Origin of the sequence: Tychonema sp. LEGE 07196, assembly GCF_963890365.1 — a bacterium.
GTDB lineage: Bacteria > Cyanobacteriota > Cyanobacteriia > Cyanobacteriales > Microcoleaceae > Microcoleus.
The window spans coordinates 1-19,672 of the sequence record NZ_CAWPRX010000041.1; the positions used below are offsets into that span (position 1 = coordinate 1).

Sequence of the window (19,672 nt, forward strand, 5' to 3'; positions counted from 1 at the left end):
GCCATTCGGCTTCGCGAGGGGGTAAAGAGGGGGAGAAGATTTTTGATCTATAGTCGAAATATACAATTTAAATGCACAACAGCTTGCCAACAACTTCTCGGTTGAAAATTAGCCCCAGCAGCTTTTCCGGGAAGGCGATCGCAAATTCATCCAATGCGGGTAAAATAATTTCAGTAATGACAACTCACAGCAGCGAACGAGTTCACCTAAAAAACCAGGTGGGGAGTGATAAGTACAGTTTTAGTGGTGGAAGATTCCCGCAGCCAGCGAGAGTGCATTTCACATCAGTTGAGATGCAGCGGATTGAACGTAATTCAGGCAGATGACGGCTTAGAAGCGCTGAATAAAATTGAGAAAAATTACCCAAATCTAGTATTATTAGCTAATGAAAACAAATAACCGCAGTTATTTAGAAAAATTGCTGCAAGAAAGAAACGAACACCCCGAAAGAATGGCAGAAATTGATGAAAAAATTAATGCCACATTCCGCCAAACCCACGCAATTTTAGTAATGGATATGTCGGGGTTTTCGCGAACAACTGTCCGCTACGGAATCATCCACTTTCTGGCAATGATTCACCGGATGCACGGAATTGTCAAGCCCGTAATTTCGGAATATAGCGGCATTGTTGTTAAAGAAGAAGCCGACAATATTTTTGCAGTATTTCCCGATGTGAAATCGGCTGTAGACACTGCAATTGACTGTCTGAAACAAACGGGGGCTGTCAACACAACTCTGCCGCCGGAAATGGATATTTACCTCTGCATTGGAATTGGCTACGGTGATATTTTGATGCTGGAAGGAGAGGATATGTACGGATCTGAATTCAATCTAGCATCCAAGCTGGGAGAGGATTTGGCGGAACGGGGAGAGATTTTGCTCACCTCCGCAGCGTTTGAAAATTTGGAAGGCGAGAAGGAAGATTGGGAAAGAGTTGATTTTTCTATTTCTGGTTTGGAGTTAGTGACTTACAAGCGCGTACAGCCTGCTTAATCAAACTCAAGAAACCGGGTTTTTTGCTGAATCTGCGGGCGACAAAGCAGAATTTTCTCCAAAAACCCGGTTTCTGACTGCCCCTTTGTGCCATAAAATTTAAAATTAATGATTGACCAACAAAAAAACTGGCAAACTCTCAATTTAGCGAATATTCAACAGCGGCTGGCTTGGGTGCAACAACAGCCGGATGGAGTTATTTTTTGTCAAGAGTCGGGAGTTCACTATGTTACAGTTAATAAACATAAAAATAAAATAAAATTCTCTTTGGTAGAGAAAGTAAATTTGCATACAGATTTATTGCAATCTGTCATCGACCTCAACAATCCCCTGCATTTAGTTTCTGAATATACCCAAGCGATGATGTTGGGTTTAGTTTGGCAAAATCAACCCAAAAAAGTCTATATAGCTGGGTTTGGCGGTGCCCGAATTCCGTTAGTCCTGCACCATTATTTGCCGGAAATTGTTATAGAATGTGCTGATGTGGACCCGATCGCGATTTCAGCAGCCACAAAGTGTTTTGGAGTGCAGTTTGACAGCCGACTCAGCGTCACAATCCAAGATGGGAGAGAGTATCTAGAGCAACAAAGTTCAGATATTCAGTACGATATCATCATGACAGACGTATTTTGTGGCAACGGTTACTCTTCGCACCGGCTGGCTACCAAAGAATTTTATCAACTCTGCCAAAAACACTTGTCAAGCGCCGGAGTTGTGCTAGTAAATCTGCTACAAAGAGATGAGTTTTATGCCGAAAAGGTGAAGACTTTTCAAAGCGTGTTTTCCCAGGTATGCGTCTGCCCTTGGAAGGATATTAATAGCGTTTTAATTGGGAGTAACGGCCCTATTTTAGAGAAAGACGAGATTGTTGCTAGAGCAAAATATTTGCAAGACGGGCATGATTTTTCATTTTCGTTAATCGATAGGGCCCTTGATATTAGAGTAGGTAGAGAATTGGCTGAAATTATAGCTAATTTAGATCGAACTCAAATTTTGCATGACCATTCGCCGCCTGTTGGCTATTTTGATTCTTGGTTATTTTGATTGTTGATAATAAGTCCGGGTTTACTTTTGTGGAACAGGCATCTTGCCTGTTCCTGATGCGGCGTAGTGCGTAATTCCAGCCAAAAGGGAGGCGAGAAACCGGGTTTTTGCGAAGATTCTTCGTTGTTATCCAGAGATTCGGTAAAAAACCCGGTTTCTTTGGCGGAGTGCGTAATTCCAGCCAAAAGGGAGGTGAGAAACCGGGTTTTTGCGAAGATTCTTCGTTGTTATCCAGAGATTCGGTAAAAAACCCGGTTTCTTTGGCGTAGTGCGTAATTCCAGCCAAAAGGGAGGTGAGAAACCGGGTTTTTGCGAAGATTCTTCGTTGTTATCCAGAGATTCGGTAAAAAACCAATCAAGGAAATAACTTACCCTTTCATATATTCAAGCATCTGCTTTTCCAGCTTAGCCAACAATGTATCGACATCCGTCGCTGCTTGCTCAAAACAAACAGGAGGTGCGGGGTCAATTTCAAATAAAATTAGCTTGATTTCACCTTCACCGATCGCCACAATTGTCACTTCTTTTTCAGGTTTGTGAGCTTTTAAAATTCCTAAAATTTCCTGAATGTGATTTTTGACTTGGCGGTTCAATTCCTCGATCGCATCTTTTTTGAAATATACGAAACGCGGCTTTTCTACAACATCAATTCCTAAAACATCTTCACTTTCCTCGCCCCTCTCCAAAAATAGCCCCCAAGCCAAAGCAGCCAATTCTTGTTTGTTATCTTTGACAAATGTATCCAACTTGCTGCGCCAGCTATTGGGATTGGGTTTGGACTGGGGGCTATCAAATAAAAACATTTTCTCTTTTTGCTTGTAGAAACTAAGATCTTACGGTTATTTGTTATTGGTTATTTGTTATTGGTTATTTGTTATTGGTGATTTGTTATTAGAAGAGTGTGAATAACTAATTACCAATGACCAATGCCCAATGACCTGTTTGGCCAATGCCCAAAACCGCTGCGTTTCTATCTTATACCAGATTGCACGCGCCAGAGTGACGCATAAACTCCGTCGTGTTCGATAAGTTGTTCGTGCTGCCCCGATTCTACCACTAGCCCCTCTTCCATGACACAAATGCAATCGGCATTGCGGACTGTAGAAAGACGGTGGGCGATCGCAATTGTAGTGCGATTCTTGGTAATTCGTTCGAGCGATCGCTGAATTGCCGCCTCCGTCTCGTTATCCACCGCTGAAGTAGCTTCATCAAGAATCAAAATCGGCGGATTTTTCAAAACAGCCCTCGCAATAGCAATTCGCTGCCGCTGTCCCCCCGACAATTTTTGACCGCGTTCCCCCACAATAGTCTTGTAACCCTCCGGCAATTGCGCGATAAACTCGTCAGCTTCCGCAATTTTAGCAGCATTTACTATCTCTCGCTCGCTGGTTTCAAAACTGCCGTAAGCAATATTTTCTGCCACCGTACCGTGAAACAAAAACACATCTTGACTCACCAATCCGATCGCTCTCCGCAAATCTTTTAAATTCAGGTTATTTAATTCTATACCGTCGAGATAAATCTGACCGTACTGTACCTCGTAAAGCCTCAAAATCAATTTTACCAGCGTACTTTTTCCCGAACCAGTTGCGCCAACAATCGCAGTAGTTTTCCCCGCCGGCAGAGTCAGGGAAAAATACTGCAAAATCGGCTTTCTTTGATTGTAAGAAAAGGTAACATTTTTAAATTCTATTTCGCCCTTAATCGAACTAACCGGCAGCCGAATATCGCCCGTGCGAATGGCGATCGGCGTATCCAACAAATTCATCACCCGATTAGTAGAAGCCATTGCCCGCTGGTATTGATCCAGAGTATCTCCCAGGCGAGTCAGCGGCCACAGCAACCGCTGGGTTAAAAACACCAAAACGCTGTAAGTTCCCACAGACAATCGGCCCGCCACAACCTCCAAACCGCCCAGAAACAGCGTTGCAATAAACCCCAAGAAAATCACCACCCGAATCAGCGGAATAAAAGCAGCCGAAAGTGCGATCGCCCGTTGATTGCTTTGGCGGTAAGCTTGGCTTTGTGTTTCGATGCGCTGAGTTTCGTAATCTTCGGAAGTAAAACTTTTAATAGTAGTAATTCCCATCAAATTATTCGACAGTTGCCCGTTCAGAAAACTCACTTTTTCCCGCACGTCAGCATAGAGAGGAGCGAGGCGGTTTTGAAAGGCGATCGAACCCCAAATAATAAAAGGTATCGGCAGCATTGATAGCCCAGCAACACCAGGAGATGCAGCAAAAAAAGCCGCGCCGATTACGACAACGGTTGTAATTACCTGAATCACCTCATTAGCGCCGTCGTCCAAAAAACGTTCGAGTTGATTGATATCATCGTTGAGAATAGAAATCAAACCACCCGTACTGCGTTCTTCAAAATAAGCTAATTCTAATTCTTGCAAATGGCTGTAAGCTTCCAGACGCAAATCGTGTTCGATATCCTGAGCTAAATTGCGCCACAAATAATCGTAAGCATATTCAAAAACAGATTCCAGCGTCCAAACAATTAAACTCAAAATAGTAATAATTGCCAGTTGCCAAAAAACATCTTTGATGCCCCACTTAGCCAGGATAGAATCTTGTTGTTTCACCACTACATCAACGGCAATACCGATTAATGCTGGCGGCGCTAAATCAAAGAATTTATTCAGCAGCGAGCAAATACTTGCCAGCCAAGTTTTGATGCGGTAGCGGCGGCCGTACTTCAGCAGCCGCTTCAGGGGATGGACAGGTTTTGATTGATCTGGTGACAATTGAGGATTGGGGGTAATTGGGTAATTTTTAGATTTTATATCAGCTTCGCTCGATTACTCGTAATAAAAAGGATTCGTAGTACGGACTTGAGTCCGCTTTCATCCGAGCAGACTCAAGTCCGCACTACGAACCTAATATGATTGCGGTGAATCGACCGGACATGATATAGCCTTTCTCAAAAATGTGAGGTACAGGTTTAGATTTTAGATTTTAGATTGGGGGATTGAAGGATTGCAGGATCTATCGATCCATACCTCATCGAGAGTGAGAACTGCTATATTATACTTACTATCACAGGTTGTGGAACTGGCATCTTAACTGTTCATGAAATCAGTTTTTGAGCAGGAACAAATAAGCAAGCCTAGGCTTTAAATGTTAACACAGGCTTCATTTTAGCGACTATCCCCACCATTTGCGCCTCAACTTATAGGTCAATCACCGGTTGAATCGGCTTGTACGCGGCCGGTGCTTCTTCGATTCAAAACGGACGCAAAGACAGAATAAGACGGCTTTGGTCGCGTCAGCCAGCGAAGCGTTAAATCACCGCAAATAAGAGGTCGGTGAGTATGTCAAAGAAAATACCTCACCGTCGTCACCACCAGACTTTTTTTACCCCGCAAAGCCGCCTTCAAAAAGAAAGCAGTTTGATTGTGCAGCAGTCCCTCCCACCAATTTCGCGTCACAAACGCCGGAATAATCAGCGTTAAGAACACTCCCGGCCGCCGCTCTTCAAACAAAGCCAAAAAGTGAGTTAAAGGCTCGCCAACAGAACGGTAAGGCGATTCCAGAATTTCCAAAGGAATGTCAGACTGCAAATCTTGCCAAGCCGCTTGCAATTTTGCTATGTCTGTCAAACCAATATCTACGTGAACCGCCACAACCTCATCAGCAATTAAACGAGCGTAATCCAGCGCATCCAAAGTTCCCCGGTGCAACTGTCCGACTAGCACCACTGCCGGATGTTTCACCTCCTTAACTTTAGGTCTCCGAAGATAGGATTTAGGTGCGATTCCCTGAATGCTCAAGCGAGCGGCTACATAGCGATAGTGTCGGTTAATAGCTAAAAATAAACTGACTACGATCGGAATAGTTACTACCACAACCCAAGCTCCCAAAAGGAATTTGGTAGCGACAATTACAGCCAAAACTCCCGTGGTTGCCACTGCACCAATACCGTTCATCACAGCACTAGCTTGCCAACCTTTACCTCGCTCCTTAAACCAGTGAATTACCATTCCCGATTGAGACAGAGTAAAAGAAGTAAAAACTCCAACCGCATACAGCGGAATTATTGCAGTGGTATCGCCTTGGAAGATAATAATTAACAAAGCCGCGCAGAAGCTGAGCAGATTAATGCCATTAGAATAAACCAGCCGATCGCCCAACAGCGACAACTGCCTAGGCAAAAACCCGTCCCGCGCCAAAAAATAACACAGTCGCGGAAAATCCGCATAACTCGTATTCGCCGCCAACAGCAAAATTAACAGAGTTGCAACCTGCAAATAGTAATAAAATATGCCTACTCCAAAAATATCTTTTCCCAACAAAGAAAGCAGGGTTTCATTTTCTTGAGGAATCACTTGATAAATATGGGCCAAGTAACTAATTCCTAAAAACATTACCCCCAGAATTACGCCCAAATAAGTTAAAGTTAGGCGCGCATTCTTCCATTCAGGAGGTTTAAAAGCCAACACACCGTCCGATATCGCTTCAACTCCAGTCAGCGCCGTACAGCCAGCAGCAAAGGCGCGCGCGATCAGAAACAATCCCAAAGGTTCTTTAGCTGGAATATTTTCTAATGCCGGCAAAACATGACCTGTTGCCTGTTGGAATAAACCGCAGCCAATCAAGACAAAAATACCCGCGATAAACGCATAGGTGGGAACCATAAATATTTTGCCAGATTCCCGCAAGCCCCTGAGATTGGCAAACATGATTAAGACAATACAAACTAAGCATATTTCCACCGTATAGGGCAACAGCGAGGGAACCGCTGAAGTCAAGGCTGCCACACCAGCAGAAATACTCACCGTAACTGTGAGTATGTAGTCAATCATCAGGGAAGCTGCTGCGATCAAACCCGGATAAGTACCCAAATTTTCTCGCGCTACAATGTAAGCGCCGCCGCCCTTTGGATAAGCTTTAATCGTCTGCCGGTAAGACAGGGCCACGATCGCCAGCAGTAAAACAATAATGCCCGAAATAGGTAACGACCAACTCAAACTGCTGCTCCCCGCTAGTAAGAGTACCAGCAAAGTTTCTTGAGTAGCGTAGGCAACAGACGACAGTGCATCGGAAGCAAGAACAGCAAGTCCTGTAGCGTTGCTCAGACGTTCGTGAACAGATGCGCTAGTGGGCAAAGATTCACCCAGTAAAACCCGCTTGAGTCGAGAATAGGTGTACATTAAAACTCAATATAGAGGCGTCCACAAATCATAATCGAGATGGGAGCAGTTTTAAGCAATTTTCGGCTCACAAGTTATAATTATTTCTGGCTTTTTGAGTATGCTTTAGCTTATGTTCGAGAGCTTGCCAATTTTCGGATGCGATATCGTTGATAAACTCGTCGAGACTGTCGCGGTAGATAGAGAGCGATCGCAGCAATTCCTCTCGATTGTATTTCGCCACCATCACTCCCAACTCCGGGTTTCCGCCCCCTACGCGACTCGTATCCCGAAAACCCGAACTCGCCAAATGTTGGGCTAAATTAACAATATCCCGATCGCCCTCAACAGCGCAGGCAGCAACCAGAGTCGCGCTAGTCATCAGCGGCAAATGAGAAATCCAAGCCACAGCTCGATCGTGCTCCTGTGCTCCGCACCGATAAACTTTAGCGCCCAACAACCGCGCAATTTCCTCCACCTTCTCCACAGAGTGCAGCGGAGTCTGGGGAGTCGGAGTCACCACATAAGGCCGCCCCACAAACAAATCCCTTACCGCCGCCTCAATGCCGTTTTGTGCCGTCCCCGCCATCGGATGTCCCCCCACAAAATTCGGCCACAGAGAAGACACAGCTTGTACTATGGGTGTTTTTACGGAACCGACATCGGTTAGAATAGTATCAGGGGAAAGATAGGGCACCAACTCTCGGGCGATCGACTCGATCGCTCCTAACGGCGTGCAAATAAAAACCAAATCGGCTCTTGCCATCAGAGACAGGTGTATGCTGGCTTCAGAGACAACACCGCTTTCTTGCGCGCGATCGCAAGTCTGCTGGCGACTCGAAACCCCAAAAACATCAAACCCGCGCGATCGCAAATCCAGAGCGATCGAGCCACCAATTAAACCAAGTCCTACAATACCGATATTCATAGCAATAAAATGGGGATAAATGATACGGTGCCGCCCCCATGACAGTCGAGGAACTCCTAAAAAAATATGCCGCCGGAGAAAGAAACTTTGCCGGAATCAACCTAACTGAGGCCAACCTCAGCGGCGTCAACTTGAGCGGAGCCAACCTCAAGGGTGCGAATCTGAGTGTAGCAAACCTCAGCGGAGCCAACCTCAGCAAAACCGACCTGACCGGTGCCAAACTCAACATCGCCAGACTCAGCGGTGCCCATCTCGGCGGTGCAAACCTCACCGACGCCGACCTCAACGTCGCCTACCTAGTGCGAGTTGACCTCAAAAGAGCCAACCTCACAGGAGCCAAACTGATCAGAGCCGAGCTAATTCGAGCCGAACTCAGCGGAGCCAACCTCAGCGGAGCCAACCTCAGCGGAGCCACCCTCACCGAAGCCACCCTGCGAGGAGCCAACCTCAGCGGAGCCAACCTCCGAGGCGCTCACCTAAGCGGCGCGTACTTGACAGAAGCCAACCTCGAACAAGCCAACCTGCAAGGTGCCGACCTCAGTCGAGCCGACCTCAGCAGCGCCGACTTGCGAGGGACGGAACTCCGACAAGCCAATCTCACTCAAGCCATACTCAGCGGAGCCGACCTCAGCGGAGTCAATTTGCGCTGGGCCATCCTCAGCGGCTGCAACCTGCGCTGGGCAGATTTGAGCGAAGCCAAATTGAGCGGAGCCGACCTCAGCAGAGCCGACCTCTGCCACGCCAACTTACTCAATGCAAGTTTAGTTCACGCCGACCTGTCAAACGCCTATCTGATCCGCGCCGACTGGATTGGAGCCGACTTAACCGGAGCCACCTTAACCGGAGCCAAACTCCACGCAGCTTCGCGGCTGGGTATCAAAACCGAAGGCATGACCTGCAAATGGGTAGATCTAAGCCCCAACGGCGACCACAGCCAAATTTATTGGTTAAACTCGGGAGGAACCAACGAATTTTTTCACGAAACCTTACCCACAGTTCGGATTGTAATTGACTCGCCCCTAGACCAAGGCGCTCATTTTGCCCTAGCTGCAACTTATTACCAAATTGCCCAACAATACCCGACTTTAAGTCAGCCGCCCACCATCGAAGTCAGCTCCAGGCGCACCGTACTCGCCTTTAAAATGGACAGCGACGATAAATTATTTGCCACCGCTTACGTTGCCATCATTCCTTTTAACGACGCCGCCACAACTCAAAAAAACCTGATAGCTTTGATGAAAATGATTCAATCCCACGACGCAGGCAAACTTAACGTTAAAGAATCCAAACACGTCCAATTATCCAGCAAAGATCTCAACCAAGCTATCAGCAAAGTAGACCAAATTAAAATTTCAAGTTCTTTTCCAAGAATCGGCGAAAGCATCAATTTTTTTCAAATTCCTACACAGATGATCTTAATTAATTCCAGCGATCAAAAAATTTGCGTATATCATCACCCAGCCTTCGGCAAGCGCCAGCTCAAAAAAAAATACGCTCCGAACAATGCAACCACCGCCAAATTAGCCGAAAATACAAAATTGGGTCAAGCTAATATCAGCAGCATTTTGGATTTTATAAAAGGCTTCCACAATATAGATGTCTAAGCATATTGCATCAAGTTACAAAAAATGCTTATTCTATTTAAAGGTTGGCACAACAAAGCTTTGTTCTAGCTAACACATCAGGGAAAGTGAACAGCATGGACGCCGAAGAACTCATAGCCAAATATGCAGCAGGAGAAAGAGACTTTACTGCCATCCTCCTGTGCGAGGCAAATCTCAGCAGGATCGATCTAGCTGGGGCTAATTTCAGCGAGGCAATCTTGAGCCTAACCAACATGAGCGGCACCAATCTGTCAAACGCCAACATGAGAAAAGCCAAACTCAATGTTGCTAGACTCAGCGGTGCTAATCTCAACAAAGCCAACCTCAGCGGCGCTATTCTCAACGTAGCTAACCTGATTCGAGCCGACCTCAGCGAAGCCCAACTCGTCGAAGCCACACTGATCAGAGCCGAACTGATCAGAGCCGACCTCAGCGGTGCAAACTTGAGCGGTGCGAACCTCAGCGAAGCAGATTTGAGAGAAGCAACCCTCAGAGAAGCCAATCTAGAGCAAACTGACCTCAGCGGGGCTCACCTCAGAGGTGCTTGTTTGACAGCGGCCAACTTGGAACGGGCTAACTTGCACAGAGCCGACCTCAGCAGGGCGGACTTACGAGGAGTAAACCTCTGTAATTCAGAACTCAGACAAGCTAATCTGTCTCAAGCCAACCTCAGCGGCGCTGACTTGCGAGGCGCTAATCTGCGGTGGGCCGACCTCAGCGGGGCAAACTTGACCGGCGCTGACCTCGATGAAGCGAGATTGAGCGGGGCGAACTTGTACGGGGCAAATTTGAGCAATGTCAATCTGTTGAACTCTACTCTGGTACACGCGGATTTGACTCAAGCGAATTTGATTCACGCTGATTGGGTGGGCGCAGATTTGACCGGGGCGGCGCTGACGGGGGCAAAAATTTATGGAGTGTCGAGGTTTGATCTGAAAGCAGATGATATTACCTGCGATTGGGTTGACCTCAGTCCCAACGGCGATCGCAGCCACATCCAGCGGTTTACCTCACAAGAATCTCAACGGTTTTTTAATGCTACACCGCCGACAGTTCAAATTATTGTCGATCGACCCCTAGACCCCGATGCTAACTTTGCCCTCGCGGCTGCCTACCGCCAAATTGCCCGTCAATACTCGGGTTTGAGCCATCCTCCCAGCATAGAAGTTAACTCGCGGCGGACAATCATTTCGTTTAGAATAGAGCGGGACGAGCAATTATTTTCCACAGCTTTCGTTGCCATTATTCCCTTTAGCGACGCGGCATTTACTCAAAAAAATCTCATTACTTTGATCAAAATGATTCAACCCCAAAACGGCAATAACCAGGGAGTCAGAGTCTCAAATCTAGTAGTCCAATTGAACGTAATGCTGACCAAAACAATCAGAAAAATAGGGGAATTAAAAATTCAGCCAATTCGCCTCGAACGCGAATTGATGTCGAGTTTTTTCCAATCGCCTACCCAAACTATACTCGCTAACTCCATCGCCGAAAGTTTGATGGTTCACTATCACCCAGACTTTGGCAGAAATTTGGCAAATTTGCCTGGAGTCACCAAAACCTCGATCAGTCCTGCAATTAAAGCCCAAAGATTCACAACCCCTCCGCTAAATACGGTGGTTGAGTTTGTCAAAAGCTTTTATCAGCTAGGCGAGTAAATATAGCTGAAGGAAGAAGGAAGAAGGAAGAAGGAAGAAGGAAGAAGGAAGAAGGAAGTTCGGCAACGAGCAATGTACGGGATGTAACGGATATAACGGATGTAACGGATGTAACGGATATAACGGATGTAAGTCCGTCGGAAGGAGGAATCAAGAAAAATGTAAATACAATTGTTGGCAATAATTTCAGCAATTAACAATGTAATAACCTTGGGTTTGCTATATAAATTCAGTGGAAATAATTTAGATTTATGCCACATACAAATTAGCCGATCGGCATTTCATTCAGGTAAACAAAAATGGGAGCTGAAGAACTTCTCAAACGATTTGAACTCGTCAAAAGATACACAGAAGGCGACAGAGATTTCACAGGAATCAATCTGAATGAAGCTAATCTCAGCCGCATCAACCTCAGCCAATCAATTTTAAGGCGGGCTAGCTTATTTATCACCAACATCAGCGGCGCTAACTTGAGCGATGCTGACTTGACGGAAGCTAACCTAAATGTGGCTAGACTCAGCAGCACCAATCTCTCGCGGGCAATCTTAAATGGGGCTAATCTCAACGTAGCCAACTTAGTGAGAGCCGATTTAACTGCGGCTCAATTAATCGGAGCATCGCTGATTAGAGGGGAATTAGTCCGCTGTCAACTCAGCCAAACTAACTTCAGTCGCGCTAATCTGACGGAAGCCGATTTAAGAGAGGTAAAACTGATAGAAGCTAACCTGTGCGGTGCTAATCTTTCCGGTGCAAATCTCAGAGGTGCTTCGGCTTCATCGGCTAACTTTCAAGGAGCTAACTTGCACGGTGCGGATTTGACAAAAGCAGAACTTAATGGCGTGAATTTAATCGATGCGGATCTGAGACAAGCTTGTTTGCAGGGGGTGAATCTCAGCGGTGCCAATTTGAGCGGAGCTAACCTCAAATGGGCCGATTTGAGCGGAGCTAACCTCAACGGCGCAGATCTGATCGATACTAAATTCAACGGAGCTAACCTCAACGGAGCGGATTTAAGAAATACTAATTTAGCCAATGCTCATTTGGTTCACGCAGATTTGACAGAAACTAATTTGATTAACGCAGATTGGGTGGGGGCAGATTTGACGGGGGCAACTTTAACTGGGGCTAAACTCTATTCGGTTCCCAGGTTTGGCATCATCGCTGATAATATTAGTTGCGAGTGGGTTGATATCAGCTCTGCTGGCGATCGCTCTGCGATTCAACAATTTAATTCGCCGTCTGAAGCGAGAAAATTTTTAAATCACACGCCGGGATTAGTGCGAATTGTGGTTGATGCAGTTTTAGATTACTCAGCAAACATCACTTTAGCAACAGCGTATAGCGAAATAGCTAGGCATTACCGGGCAATGAGCTTTCCTCCGAATATTGAAGTAGGCTACCGCCGGACAAATATAACTTTTAGACTTGAGAGCGACGAGCATTTATTGCCAGTCGCTTTTTTAGCAATTTTGCCTTTTAATGATGCTTTAGACACTCAGAAAAATATTGTGGCTGTTAGCAAAAATATCGCAAGTCAAAATTTGAATAAAAACCGAATTGTGCAGTTGTATAAAGGATTGAATGCAGCGATAGATAATTTAAGTGAAGCGAAGGAAATGCTGCAAATAACACTAGATTTAGCTCGGGAGACTAAGTTTTTTCAATCGCCTACCCAAACTATTTTAATTAGTTCTGGGCAGGAAAGTTTGACCGTGCAGTCTCACCCGAATTTTGGTGGGCGAGGTGGAAAAAATCAGGAGAATAAATTCAGTGTGCCCGATCGTCAAAAAGTAGTTGATTTTCTGGCAAGTTTTGATTATGTTGATTGAGCAATATCAACTGTGACATCGATTGATTGAGGTAGAAGTCCACAACTCGCTGCTCCACTTCTTGCGATCGCACTCCGAGCCGCACTGGCCCCACCATTTAACGATGGCGCGGCTCGTGGCGCGGGCTTTGCGCTTGGGGCGCAGCGCTCTAATTCAAACGGGGCTTCCTGCAGGAGCTTACCGACAGCGGTATCGAGTCAGCTATTTGCTGCCGGTGTTGATGTGGCCCGATCCGGTGATTTTAGTTGCGCCGACACCGCTGCTGGAACATTTGCAGCGGGTGGAAATTCCTCGCTTGCAAGAGTGGCTGCAAACAGAGAAGCCGATCGAGATTTATTCCAATAATGCCGATTTCCAAGGGCTGATGCTCATAGATCCAGAGTCTTGGCTGGCGGATAGCTTGGCGGAAAATTCGGAACTTCGCGGCAATATTCCGACAATTATCGACGGTGTGGATGATTTGGAAGTTTGGACGCGCCAGCAGTTGACTGCGGGTTTGCAACCTCCTGACTGGAATGATTTAATGCAATCTGAGCCAATGCTGGCGGATGAAATCCTCCAAGTGCGGGTACTGCTAACGCGGGCTGTGTTTCTGCATCCAGCTAAGCCTGACGAGTGCTATTTGCTGGAAACGGCAGAGCAAAATATTTTGGAGGGGCTGCTAGGAAGGATCGAGCTTAACGGGCTGATTCCGGCTGCTTGGAGCAATTTTTGGGATTGCTGGCAAACTAACGGCCAACTGCGGTGGGCGCAAATTCATCGATCGAGCGGGTCATTTTCTCTCTACTGCGCGCCGGTGCAGGTGGCGGAGGTTTTGGGCAAAATTTGGTCTGCGGTGCCTGTGGTGTTGATTGGCTGTGCGGTGGATGTGGAACAGAAGGCGCCGATCTTCCGGCAAATGATGGGATTGCCGGAGTTGACGAGTGTGAAGTTTTCGCCCGATCGACAAAACGAATTAATTCAACTGTACATTCCCAACTGGCTGCCGCTGCCGAATACGCCGGAATTTCAGGGTGTTTTGATTCAAGAAATTCGGACTTTGCTGTTGATGAGTGTGTCGGTGGCGGGTTTAACGGTGCTGATTGTTGGTGATGTACCGCTGAGGGCTCGGCTGGCGGCGATTTTGGCTTCTGAGTTCGGTTCTCGGGTGCAGGTAGAAAAAACTGATATGGGGGAGAATGGGATTTTGGTGAGTGGGTGGGAGTTTTGGCGGGAACATCAGGGGGAGTTGAGTGTGCCTCACTTGCTGGCGATCGCAACTTTGCCGCTACCTTCTTTAGAGAATCCTTTGGTGGCGGCGCGTGTGGCTGATTATAAGGAGCAGCGCAAGGATTGGTTTCGGTTGTATTTGCTGCCGGCGGCGCTGAATGAGTTGCAGCGGGCGATCGCGCCGGTGCGAGAACGTCAGGGGGTTGTGGCGATTTTTGACAGTAGGGTGATTCACCGCAGTTACGGGCAGCAGGTTTTAGGGGCGCTGAGTCCGTTTGCGAGGATTAATTATTTGGATACGACTTGGCTGACGCAGGCCTGAGATGACCTGTTGGCCTATAATTTGGTTGGTTATACAATTGAAATCTGATTTAGCAGACAAAAATTATGGGTGAAGCTAAGCGTCGTAAAGATTCGATCGGCGACGAATTCGGTAAAGAAGAGCGCATCGTTTCGTGGCTGCCAATCACGAAAACCCAAAGCGAAGATTTTGTGAGGTGGACATCTCGCGGAAGCTGGATCGGGATTAGTCTGTTGGTGGGTTGGTGGATTGTGGTGCGGTTTGTCGGCCCTGCGGCGGGTTGGTGGGTGGTTGATTGATGCTAGGCTCGACAAATGCCTGTGTTGTGGGCATTGTGTCGAGTGCAACTGAATTTTTTGGAAAATTAAGTTGCGAATATCGAGTGAGTGTGATATGTTAACGATCTGCGGGCAATTAGCACAGTGGTAGCGCACTTCCTTCACACGGAAGGGGTCACTGGTTCAAATCCAGTATTGCCCATTCAAAATTTATGGCGACTCATTTTGAGCGATCGCAGGAATAGAGGTAACTTTGTGATCCAAATAATTCTGAACTCAGAACAAGAAAAGTTATTGCAACAACTTTTAGAAACAGGAAAATATACAACCCGCGATCGGGTAATTACTGATGCTTTAAAAGCTTTGTCAGAAAAACAGCATCTTAATCAACCTCGGCAAGTAGTAACGATTCTTTCAGGAAAAACTGCACAAGATTTACTAGCAGAAAAAATCAAAATCAGCCAAGAAATTAAGAAGAGTTATCAGCCCGATCCGCACCGACAAGCTTTAACTGAAGATTTTAACAACTTATGTGAAGAAACCCAGGCTTTACACGCCGATCGTCCTTTAACTGATGAAGAAATTGCCGAAGAAATTGCAGCTTATCGGAGAGGAGAATGAGAAACGGACGGGAAATAAAAAGGAATTGGTGTTTAGCTTAAGCTTCAACATATTCGCAAATAGAGACAGGTTCAGGAATAGGAAAAGCATCCTCTTGTAGTCCTTCAATATGAAATGCGATCGCCTCTTTAATTAAATGCCTTACCTCTTCTAAACTTTCAGCCACAGCTACACATCCCGGTAAATCGGGAACATACGCACCGTAGCTAGTTTGACCTTTTTCAATTACAACAGCATAACGCATTAATCTTCCTCCTCTAGTTGAGATTGTCGCAAAACACTTTTAAGCGTACCAACTGGCATATCAACGCCTAAATTACCTGACACAGTTACAGTTCCAGCCTTTTCTGGGTGTTTAAATTGACGGTGACTGCCCCTTGTTCTAGCTAAATAAGTAGTAAGACACAATTAATTACACAAAACTCTGGGCTACAAGCCTTGTCTAGTAAAGAATCAGCAAAAAATCAGTGTGTAATTAATTCTGTCCAATTACTTACCAATCATCATCTTCTAACATTTTAATAACTTCTCTAACTTTCATTGTTCATCTATCTATAAAACTAATCAACTCCCACACTTTTATTCCGATAATATACTCTAACTTCAGCAACCTCTCCATTGTAATCTGCGCGACTGATAAAAAACCTTATCCTGCTCAATCCGAAGACAATGTTTAACAATGCCAAAACAGCCGTAGCACGGGCTGCAAGCGGGACGCGATCGCCCAAACCCCCCTTTTATTTATACTACATATATGTTACACTAACCTTGTAGCTCGTGCCCCGCAGGAGGTTCCCTCATGGCAAATGCCAATATTTCCCAAAATTTCAACTTAATCATCCCCGCAGGAACCCAAATTGTCACCAAAATCGAAGTCAAAAACCCTGCAACTAACGAATCTTGGAAACCGGGATTAGTAGGTGTCATCGTTCAATCGCCTACGGACAATTCCCACGCATATTTAGTCAAACTCCCAGACGGAACACAAGTTAGTTTGCGGCGGCACGAACTCAGCATCCGCAAGCAGTTTCAGAGCGAAGGATTGCAGTCAGGAGGAGATTTTCTTGCAGAATACAACCTCTATGATTCTGTAATTTACCGCTGCATTGTTGGTTCCAGAGCCTACGGTTTGGATAACGAGCAATCCGATACAGACAGGCGTGGGATTTACCAGCCGCCGGCAATACTTCATTGGTCGCTTTACGGCATTCCAGAACAATTGGAAAACAAGGAAAATCAGGAATGTTATTGGGAACTGCAAAAGTTTCTGGTTTTGGCACTAAAAGCTAATCCCAATGTGCTAGAATGTTTGTACACGCCTTTAGTAGAAACCGTTTCTCCTGTAGCACAAAAATTGCTAGAAATTCGGGAAATCTTTCTGTCTCAATTAATTTATCAAACTTACAATAGCTACGTTTTGTCTCAATTTAAAAAAATGGAGCAAGACTTGCGGAATACAGGAGAAGTGCGATCGAAGCACGCTATGCACTTAATTCGGTTGTTACTGTCAGGAATTACGGTGCTGAAAGAGGGGTTTGTGCCGGTGCGGGTGCAGGATTTTCGATCGCAATTGCTATCAATTCGCAATCAAGAAATATCCTGGGATGAGGTGAATCGCTGGCGGTTGAGCTTGCACGCAGAGTTCGATCGCGCTTTTGCAGAAACTTCCTTACCGGAACGTCCTAATTACGAGAAAGCTAATCAGTTTTTGATTAAATCTCGTAGAAGTGCGATTTTAATCGGCGATTGAAATCGCTTCTTGTCAAACAAAGTCCGCGCAACGCGAGACTGAAGAGAAAAATGATAGAATACATTTCCAATCTAGCCAAAATTATCTCAGTTCGACCTTATCCGCTGCTGTTTGCGACTGTCAGCGGATCGCATTTATACGGCTTTCCTTCCGCAGATTCTGACTTCGACTTGCGGGGAGTACATATCTTGCCGCTACCGAAAGTAATTGGACTGATTTCGGGAGAAGAAACAATCGAGGTTTCGGAAGTTCGGGAGAAAATGGAACTCGATTTAGTCACTCACGATATTAAGAAGTTTCTTGAGTTGCTGTTGAAGCGCAACGGCTACGTGTTGGAACAACTGTATTCGCCACTCATAGTTTATACTACCAAGGAACACGAAGAGTTAAAAGAACTGGCCTCGAACTGCATTACCAAGCACCACAGCCACCACTATCTCGGTTTTGCTCAGACTCAATGGAGATTGTTTGAGAAACAAAGCCCGCGTCGAGTTAAGCCGCTGCTGTACGTTTATCGGGTGTTGCTGGCGGGGATTCATTTGATGCAAACGGGGGAAGTTGAGGCGAATTTGGTTAAACTTAACGACAAGTTCCAGTTGTCGTATATTCCTGATTTGATCGATCGCAAGCTGGCTGGGGAGGAAAAATCTGTGCTGGAAGATACAGATATTGAATTTTATCAGCAGGAGCGCGATCGGCTAATCAATTTATTAGAAGAGGCAAGTTTGACAAGTCATTTGCCGTCAAATCCTGATGCAAAGGTTGCTCTTAGTGAATTCTTGGTAAAGGTGAGGATGGCATCTGTGAACTAAGCTGTTTCACTTCTAATTAGTCGTTTGGTGCGCCGAAGATTGCAGAACATCTATTCCCAGACAAAGTAATACTAAAACAACCGGGTTTTTGATTGTGATTCAAGACCAGAATGCAGTATTTTCGTTCTTCATCAAACCCGGTTGTAAGTGATTTACCTTGAGATATTTGTGTTGGCTGGTTCGCTGAGGGCGGGTATGCCGATATTTTCATGTTCTGTAACCTGTGTTTGTTTTCCGGGTATGTAAATATTCCAACTTAACCCGCCTAAATATGTCTTGATATATGACGTTAAGGCGTGGATAAATACTACGATTCCCAGCATTTCTAATGATTCTTCAACCGTCACTATTATCCGGTAAGGTATATTATCTTCTCCCGCTACAGAAGCTTGGTATCCCCCTACCATTTCCATCCCTAGCGCTCCTCCAATATAAATAACGGTTGCCGCAACAAACAATTTTCGTGTAGGAACAGGAAGGTGGAACAGAAACTTAATGTAGGATAAGAGAAATATCACTACTAGAATACCTATCGGCACAATCCAAGTAAAGTAAAGAATTCCTGTAGCATTTAGCATGGTTCGCATCGGTTGTACCAATTTTTCGTGCAATTGACCGGCTTCGTCTATAGATATATATAAAAATATGAATGATAAAACTTTCCAGTGATTCTTGTAGCGACAACTATCCAAATTTTTAATATAGGCGATCGTACCCAGCAAGAAAGAACAAAATAGCAATGCCAAAGCTGAGTATGCGGTTGGAATGTTTCGCTCGGAATTAACGCTGAATACCTTGACGAAGTAGTTTTCAGACCGGACACCAGGCAAGAAGTACGCGGCCATCTCGCTTAAAAAAGATATTACAACCAGACAGGTTACAACTCGAAGCAAAAATTGGGTGATAGTCCCAGGAGTTAGAGGAATTTGGAATTTCATTTTTTCTTAACCATTTGTTTAATTTTTGATTAAGCATATGTTATCGAAAAAAATCTTTTCTCGGTATATCTACGGGAATAGATGAGTCATCGCGGTGAAAAATTTATTTTTCTTTACGGTAAAGTTGTCGCGGGATTAAGCAATGTAGCAGATATCGATCGCCCTTAATTTTATTTTTGCAAATTAAAAATTTATTGATTGAAACGTAAATTAGAGATATCCAAAAATGAAGCTGAAATCCTGACTGCGGTTGAGCAGAGCTCTAAATTCGATCGATCTCTGACAGAGAAACTCGGCTTCAGAGAGCCGATCGCCCTAAGTGCGGAGAATTTCTGACATCAAAGGCGATCGCCAATCTCAGTAAACACTCTGAGATCGAACAAGAGACAGAATTAACCGGAGATTAACACTCCTAGAGGCATTAAGACCGAAGAAACCGGGTTTTTTACGTGATATTTCTGTCAAAACAGATAATTTTCGTCCATCAAACCCGACTTCCGATCGCCCATGTCTCCCACACTAATTAACTAGAACTCTTGCAAAAATCCAAAGCACCCCACCCTGCAACC

Annotated in this window: 19 protein-coding genes and 1 tRNA gene; 13 read left to right on the forward strand and 7 right to left on the reverse strand. The window is 45.4% G+C overall.

The window, feature by feature from the left end; translation table 11 throughout:
- Positions 1-71 precede the first annotated feature (71 nt).
- From AACV78_RS05565 to AACV78_RS05575, 3 genes are all read left to right on the forward strand, one after another.
- Positions 72-326, forward strand: a complete 255-nt coding sequence (locus AACV78_RS05565; protein ID WP_194011140.1) for a hypothetical protein — start codon at positions 72-74, stop codon at positions 324-326.
- 59 nt (positions 327-385) lie between these two features.
- Entirely contained in the window at positions 386-994 is a 609-nt protein-coding gene (locus AACV78_RS05570) for an adenylate/guanylate cyclase domain-containing protein (protein WP_194011139.1), read from the forward strand.
- Between the two features lie 108 nt (positions 995-1,102).
- Positions 1,103-2,038, forward strand: coding sequence for a spermidine synthase (locus tag AACV78_RS05575; protein ID WP_194011138.1), 936 nt, complete (start codon positions 1,103-1,105; stop codon positions 2,036-2,038).
- A gap of 368 nt (positions 2,039-2,406) precedes the next feature.
- On the opposite strand, the gene ccmS is transcribed toward AACV78_RS05575, so the two are convergent.
- The 4 genes from ccmS to AACV78_RS05595 all read right to left on the reverse strand — a co-directional run bounded on the left by ccmS (position 2,407) and on the right by AACV78_RS05595 (position 8,127).
- The gene (gene ccmS, locus AACV78_RS05580; RefSeq protein ID WP_194011137.1) at positions 2,407-2,841 is read right to left on the reverse strand and encodes a beta-carboxysome assembly chaperone CcmS; all 435 of its coding nucleotides are present in this window, start codon (positions 2,839-2,841) and stop codon (positions 2,407-2,409) included.
- Positions 2,842-3,008: 167 nt separating this feature from the next.
- Positions 3,009-4,808: an ABC transporter ATP-binding protein gene (locus tag AACV78_RS05585; RefSeq protein WP_370528852.1), complete on the reverse strand. Its 1,800-nt coding sequence runs from the start codon at positions 4,806-4,808 to the stop codon at positions 3,009-3,011.
- A 552-nt stretch (positions 4,809-5,360) separates the two neighbouring features.
- Complete coding sequence (locus AACV78_RS05590; RefSeq protein WP_194011135.1) at positions 5,361-7,196, reverse strand: APC family permease; 1,836 nt, start codon at positions 7,194-7,196, stop codon at positions 5,361-5,363.
- A gap of 67 nt (positions 7,197-7,263) precedes the next feature.
- On the reverse strand, positions 7,264-8,127 hold the full coding sequence (locus tag AACV78_RS05595; protein ID WP_339383483.1) for a prephenate/arogenate dehydrogenase: 864 nt from the start codon (positions 8,125-8,127) through the stop codon (positions 7,264-7,266).
- Positions 8,128-8,141: 14 nt separating this feature from the next.
- Between AACV78_RS05595 and AACV78_RS05600 the strand changes: the two genes are divergently transcribed.
- From AACV78_RS05600 to AACV78_RS05630, 7 genes are all read left to right on the forward strand, one after another.
- Positions 8,142-9,707 (forward strand): pentapeptide repeat-containing protein, encoded by a 1,566-nt coding sequence (locus AACV78_RS05600; RefSeq protein WP_194011133.1) that lies wholly within the window; start codon positions 8,142-8,144, stop codon positions 9,705-9,707.
- 95 nt (positions 9,708-9,802) lie between these two features.
- Positions 9,803-11,365 (forward strand): pentapeptide repeat-containing protein, encoded by a 1,563-nt coding sequence (locus AACV78_RS05605; protein WP_194011132.1) that lies wholly within the window; start codon positions 9,803-9,805, stop codon positions 11,363-11,365.
- 299 nt (positions 11,366-11,664) lie between these two features.
- Positions 11,665-13,194, forward strand: coding sequence for a pentapeptide repeat-containing protein (locus tag AACV78_RS05610; protein ID WP_194011131.1), 1,530 nt, complete (start codon positions 11,665-11,667; stop codon positions 13,192-13,194).
- Positions 13,195-13,216: 22 nt separating this feature from the next.
- Entirely contained in the window at positions 13,217-14,725 is a 1,509-nt protein-coding gene (locus AACV78_RS05615; RefSeq protein ID WP_194011130.1) for an ATP-dependent DNA helicase, read from the forward strand.
- 65 nt (positions 14,726-14,790) lie between these two features.
- The gene (locus tag AACV78_RS05620) at positions 14,791-15,003 is read left to right on the forward strand and encodes a DUF2839 domain-containing protein (RefSeq protein ID WP_194011129.1); all 213 of its coding nucleotides are present in this window, start codon (positions 14,791-14,793) and stop codon (positions 15,001-15,003) included.
- Positions 15,004-15,112: 109 nt separating this feature from the next.
- Positions 15,113-15,184 (forward strand) — tRNA-Val (locus tag AACV78_RS05625).
- Positions 15,185-15,237: 53 nt separating this feature from the next.
- On the forward strand, positions 15,238-15,603 hold the full coding sequence (locus tag AACV78_RS05630) for a hypothetical protein (protein WP_194011128.1): 366 nt from the start codon (positions 15,238-15,240) through the stop codon (positions 15,601-15,603).
- A 37-nt stretch (positions 15,604-15,640) separates the two neighbouring features.
- Here the strand turns inward: AACV78_RS05630 and AACV78_RS05635 are convergent, their stop codons facing one another.
- Both AACV78_RS05635 and AACV78_RS05640 read right to left on the reverse strand, forming a co-directional pair.
- Positions 15,641-15,847 (reverse strand): type II toxin-antitoxin system HicB family antitoxin, encoded by a 207-nt coding sequence (locus AACV78_RS05635; protein WP_194011127.1) that lies wholly within the window; start codon positions 15,845-15,847, stop codon positions 15,641-15,643.
- On the reverse strand, positions 15,847-16,011 hold the full coding sequence (locus AACV78_RS05640) for a type II toxin-antitoxin system HicA family toxin (RefSeq protein WP_194011126.1): 165 nt from the start codon (positions 16,009-16,011) through the stop codon (positions 15,847-15,849). Before AACV78_RS05640 ends, AACV78_RS05635 begins: the two co-directional genes overlap by 1 nt.
- Positions 16,012-16,402: 391 nt before the next feature.
- Here AACV78_RS05640 and AACV78_RS05645 point away from each other — a divergent pair, with 391 nt between their 5' ends.
- A complete protein-coding gene (locus AACV78_RS05645) occupies positions 16,403-17,353 on the forward strand; it encodes a nucleotidyltransferase domain-containing protein (protein WP_194011125.1) in 951 nt (316 codons plus the stop codon).
- Between the two features lie 50 nt (positions 17,354-17,403).
- A complete protein-coding gene (locus tag AACV78_RS05650) occupies positions 17,404-18,165 on the forward strand; it encodes a nucleotidyltransferase domain-containing protein (protein ID WP_194011124.1) in 762 nt (253 codons plus the stop codon).
- 152 nt (positions 18,166-18,317) lie between these two features.
- Here the strand turns inward: AACV78_RS05650 and AACV78_RS05655 are convergent, their stop codons facing one another.
- Complete coding sequence (locus AACV78_RS05655; RefSeq protein WP_228042616.1) at positions 18,318-19,010, reverse strand: hypothetical protein; 693 nt, start codon at positions 19,008-19,010, stop codon at positions 18,318-18,320.
- A gap of 291 nt (positions 19,011-19,301) precedes the next feature.
- Here AACV78_RS05655 and AACV78_RS05660 point away from each other — a divergent pair, with 291 nt between their 5' ends.
- The gene (locus AACV78_RS05660) at positions 19,302-19,439 is read left to right on the forward strand and encodes a hypothetical protein (RefSeq protein ID WP_194011122.1); all 138 of its coding nucleotides are present in this window, start codon (positions 19,302-19,304) and stop codon (positions 19,437-19,439) included.
- The last annotated feature ends 233 nt before the right edge of the window (positions 19,440-19,672 follow it).

Excerpts from the sequence above, each read along its gene's own strand:
- AACV78_RS05620 (WP_194011129.1), top strand. The coding sequence starts at position 14,791 with ATGGGTGAAGCTAAGCGTCGTAAAGATTCGATCGGCGACGAATTCGGT.
- AACV78_RS05570 (WP_194011139.1), top strand. The coding sequence starts at position 386 with ATGAAAACAAATAACCGCAGTTATTTAGAAAAATTGCTGCAAGAAAGA.
- AACV78_RS05635 (WP_194011127.1), bottom strand. The coding sequence starts at position 15,847 with ATGCGTTATGCTGTTGTAATTGAAAAAGGTCAAACTAGCTACGGTGCG.
- AACV78_RS05610 (WP_194011131.1), top strand. The coding sequence starts at position 11,665 with ATGGGAGCTGAAGAACTTCTCAAACGATTTGAACTCGTCAAAAGATAC.
- ccmS (WP_194011137.1), bottom strand. The coding sequence starts at position 2,841 with ATGTTTTTATTTGATAGCCCCCAGTCCAAACCCAATCCCAATAGCTGG.
- AACV78_RS05655 (WP_228042616.1), bottom strand. The coding sequence starts at position 19,010 with ATGGCCGCGTACTTCTTGCCTGGTGTCCGGTCTGAAAACTACTTCGTC.
- AACV78_RS05600 (WP_194011133.1), top strand. The coding sequence starts at position 8,142 with ATGACAGTCGAGGAACTCCTAAAAAAATATGCCGCCGGAGAAAGAAAC.
- AACV78_RS05565 (WP_194011140.1), top strand. The coding sequence starts at position 72 with ATGCACAACAGCTTGCCAACAACTTCTCGGTTGAAAATTAGCCCCAGC.
- AACV78_RS05605 (WP_194011132.1), top strand. The coding sequence starts at position 9,803 with ATGGACGCCGAAGAACTCATAGCCAAATATGCAGCAGGAGAAAGAGAC.
- AACV78_RS05650 (WP_194011124.1), top strand. The coding sequence starts at position 17,404 with ATGATAGAATACATTTCCAATCTAGCCAAAATTATCTCAGTTCGACCT.
- AACV78_RS05645 (WP_194011125.1), top strand. The coding sequence starts at position 16,403 with ATGGCAAATGCCAATATTTCCCAAAATTTCAACTTAATCATCCCCGCA.
- AACV78_RS05590 (WP_194011135.1), bottom strand. The coding sequence starts at position 7,196 with ATGTACACCTATTCTCGACTCAAGCGGGTTTTACTGGGTGAATCTTTG.
- AACV78_RS05575 (WP_194011138.1), top strand. The coding sequence starts at position 1,103 with ATGATTGACCAACAAAAAAACTGGCAAACTCTCAATTTAGCGAATATT.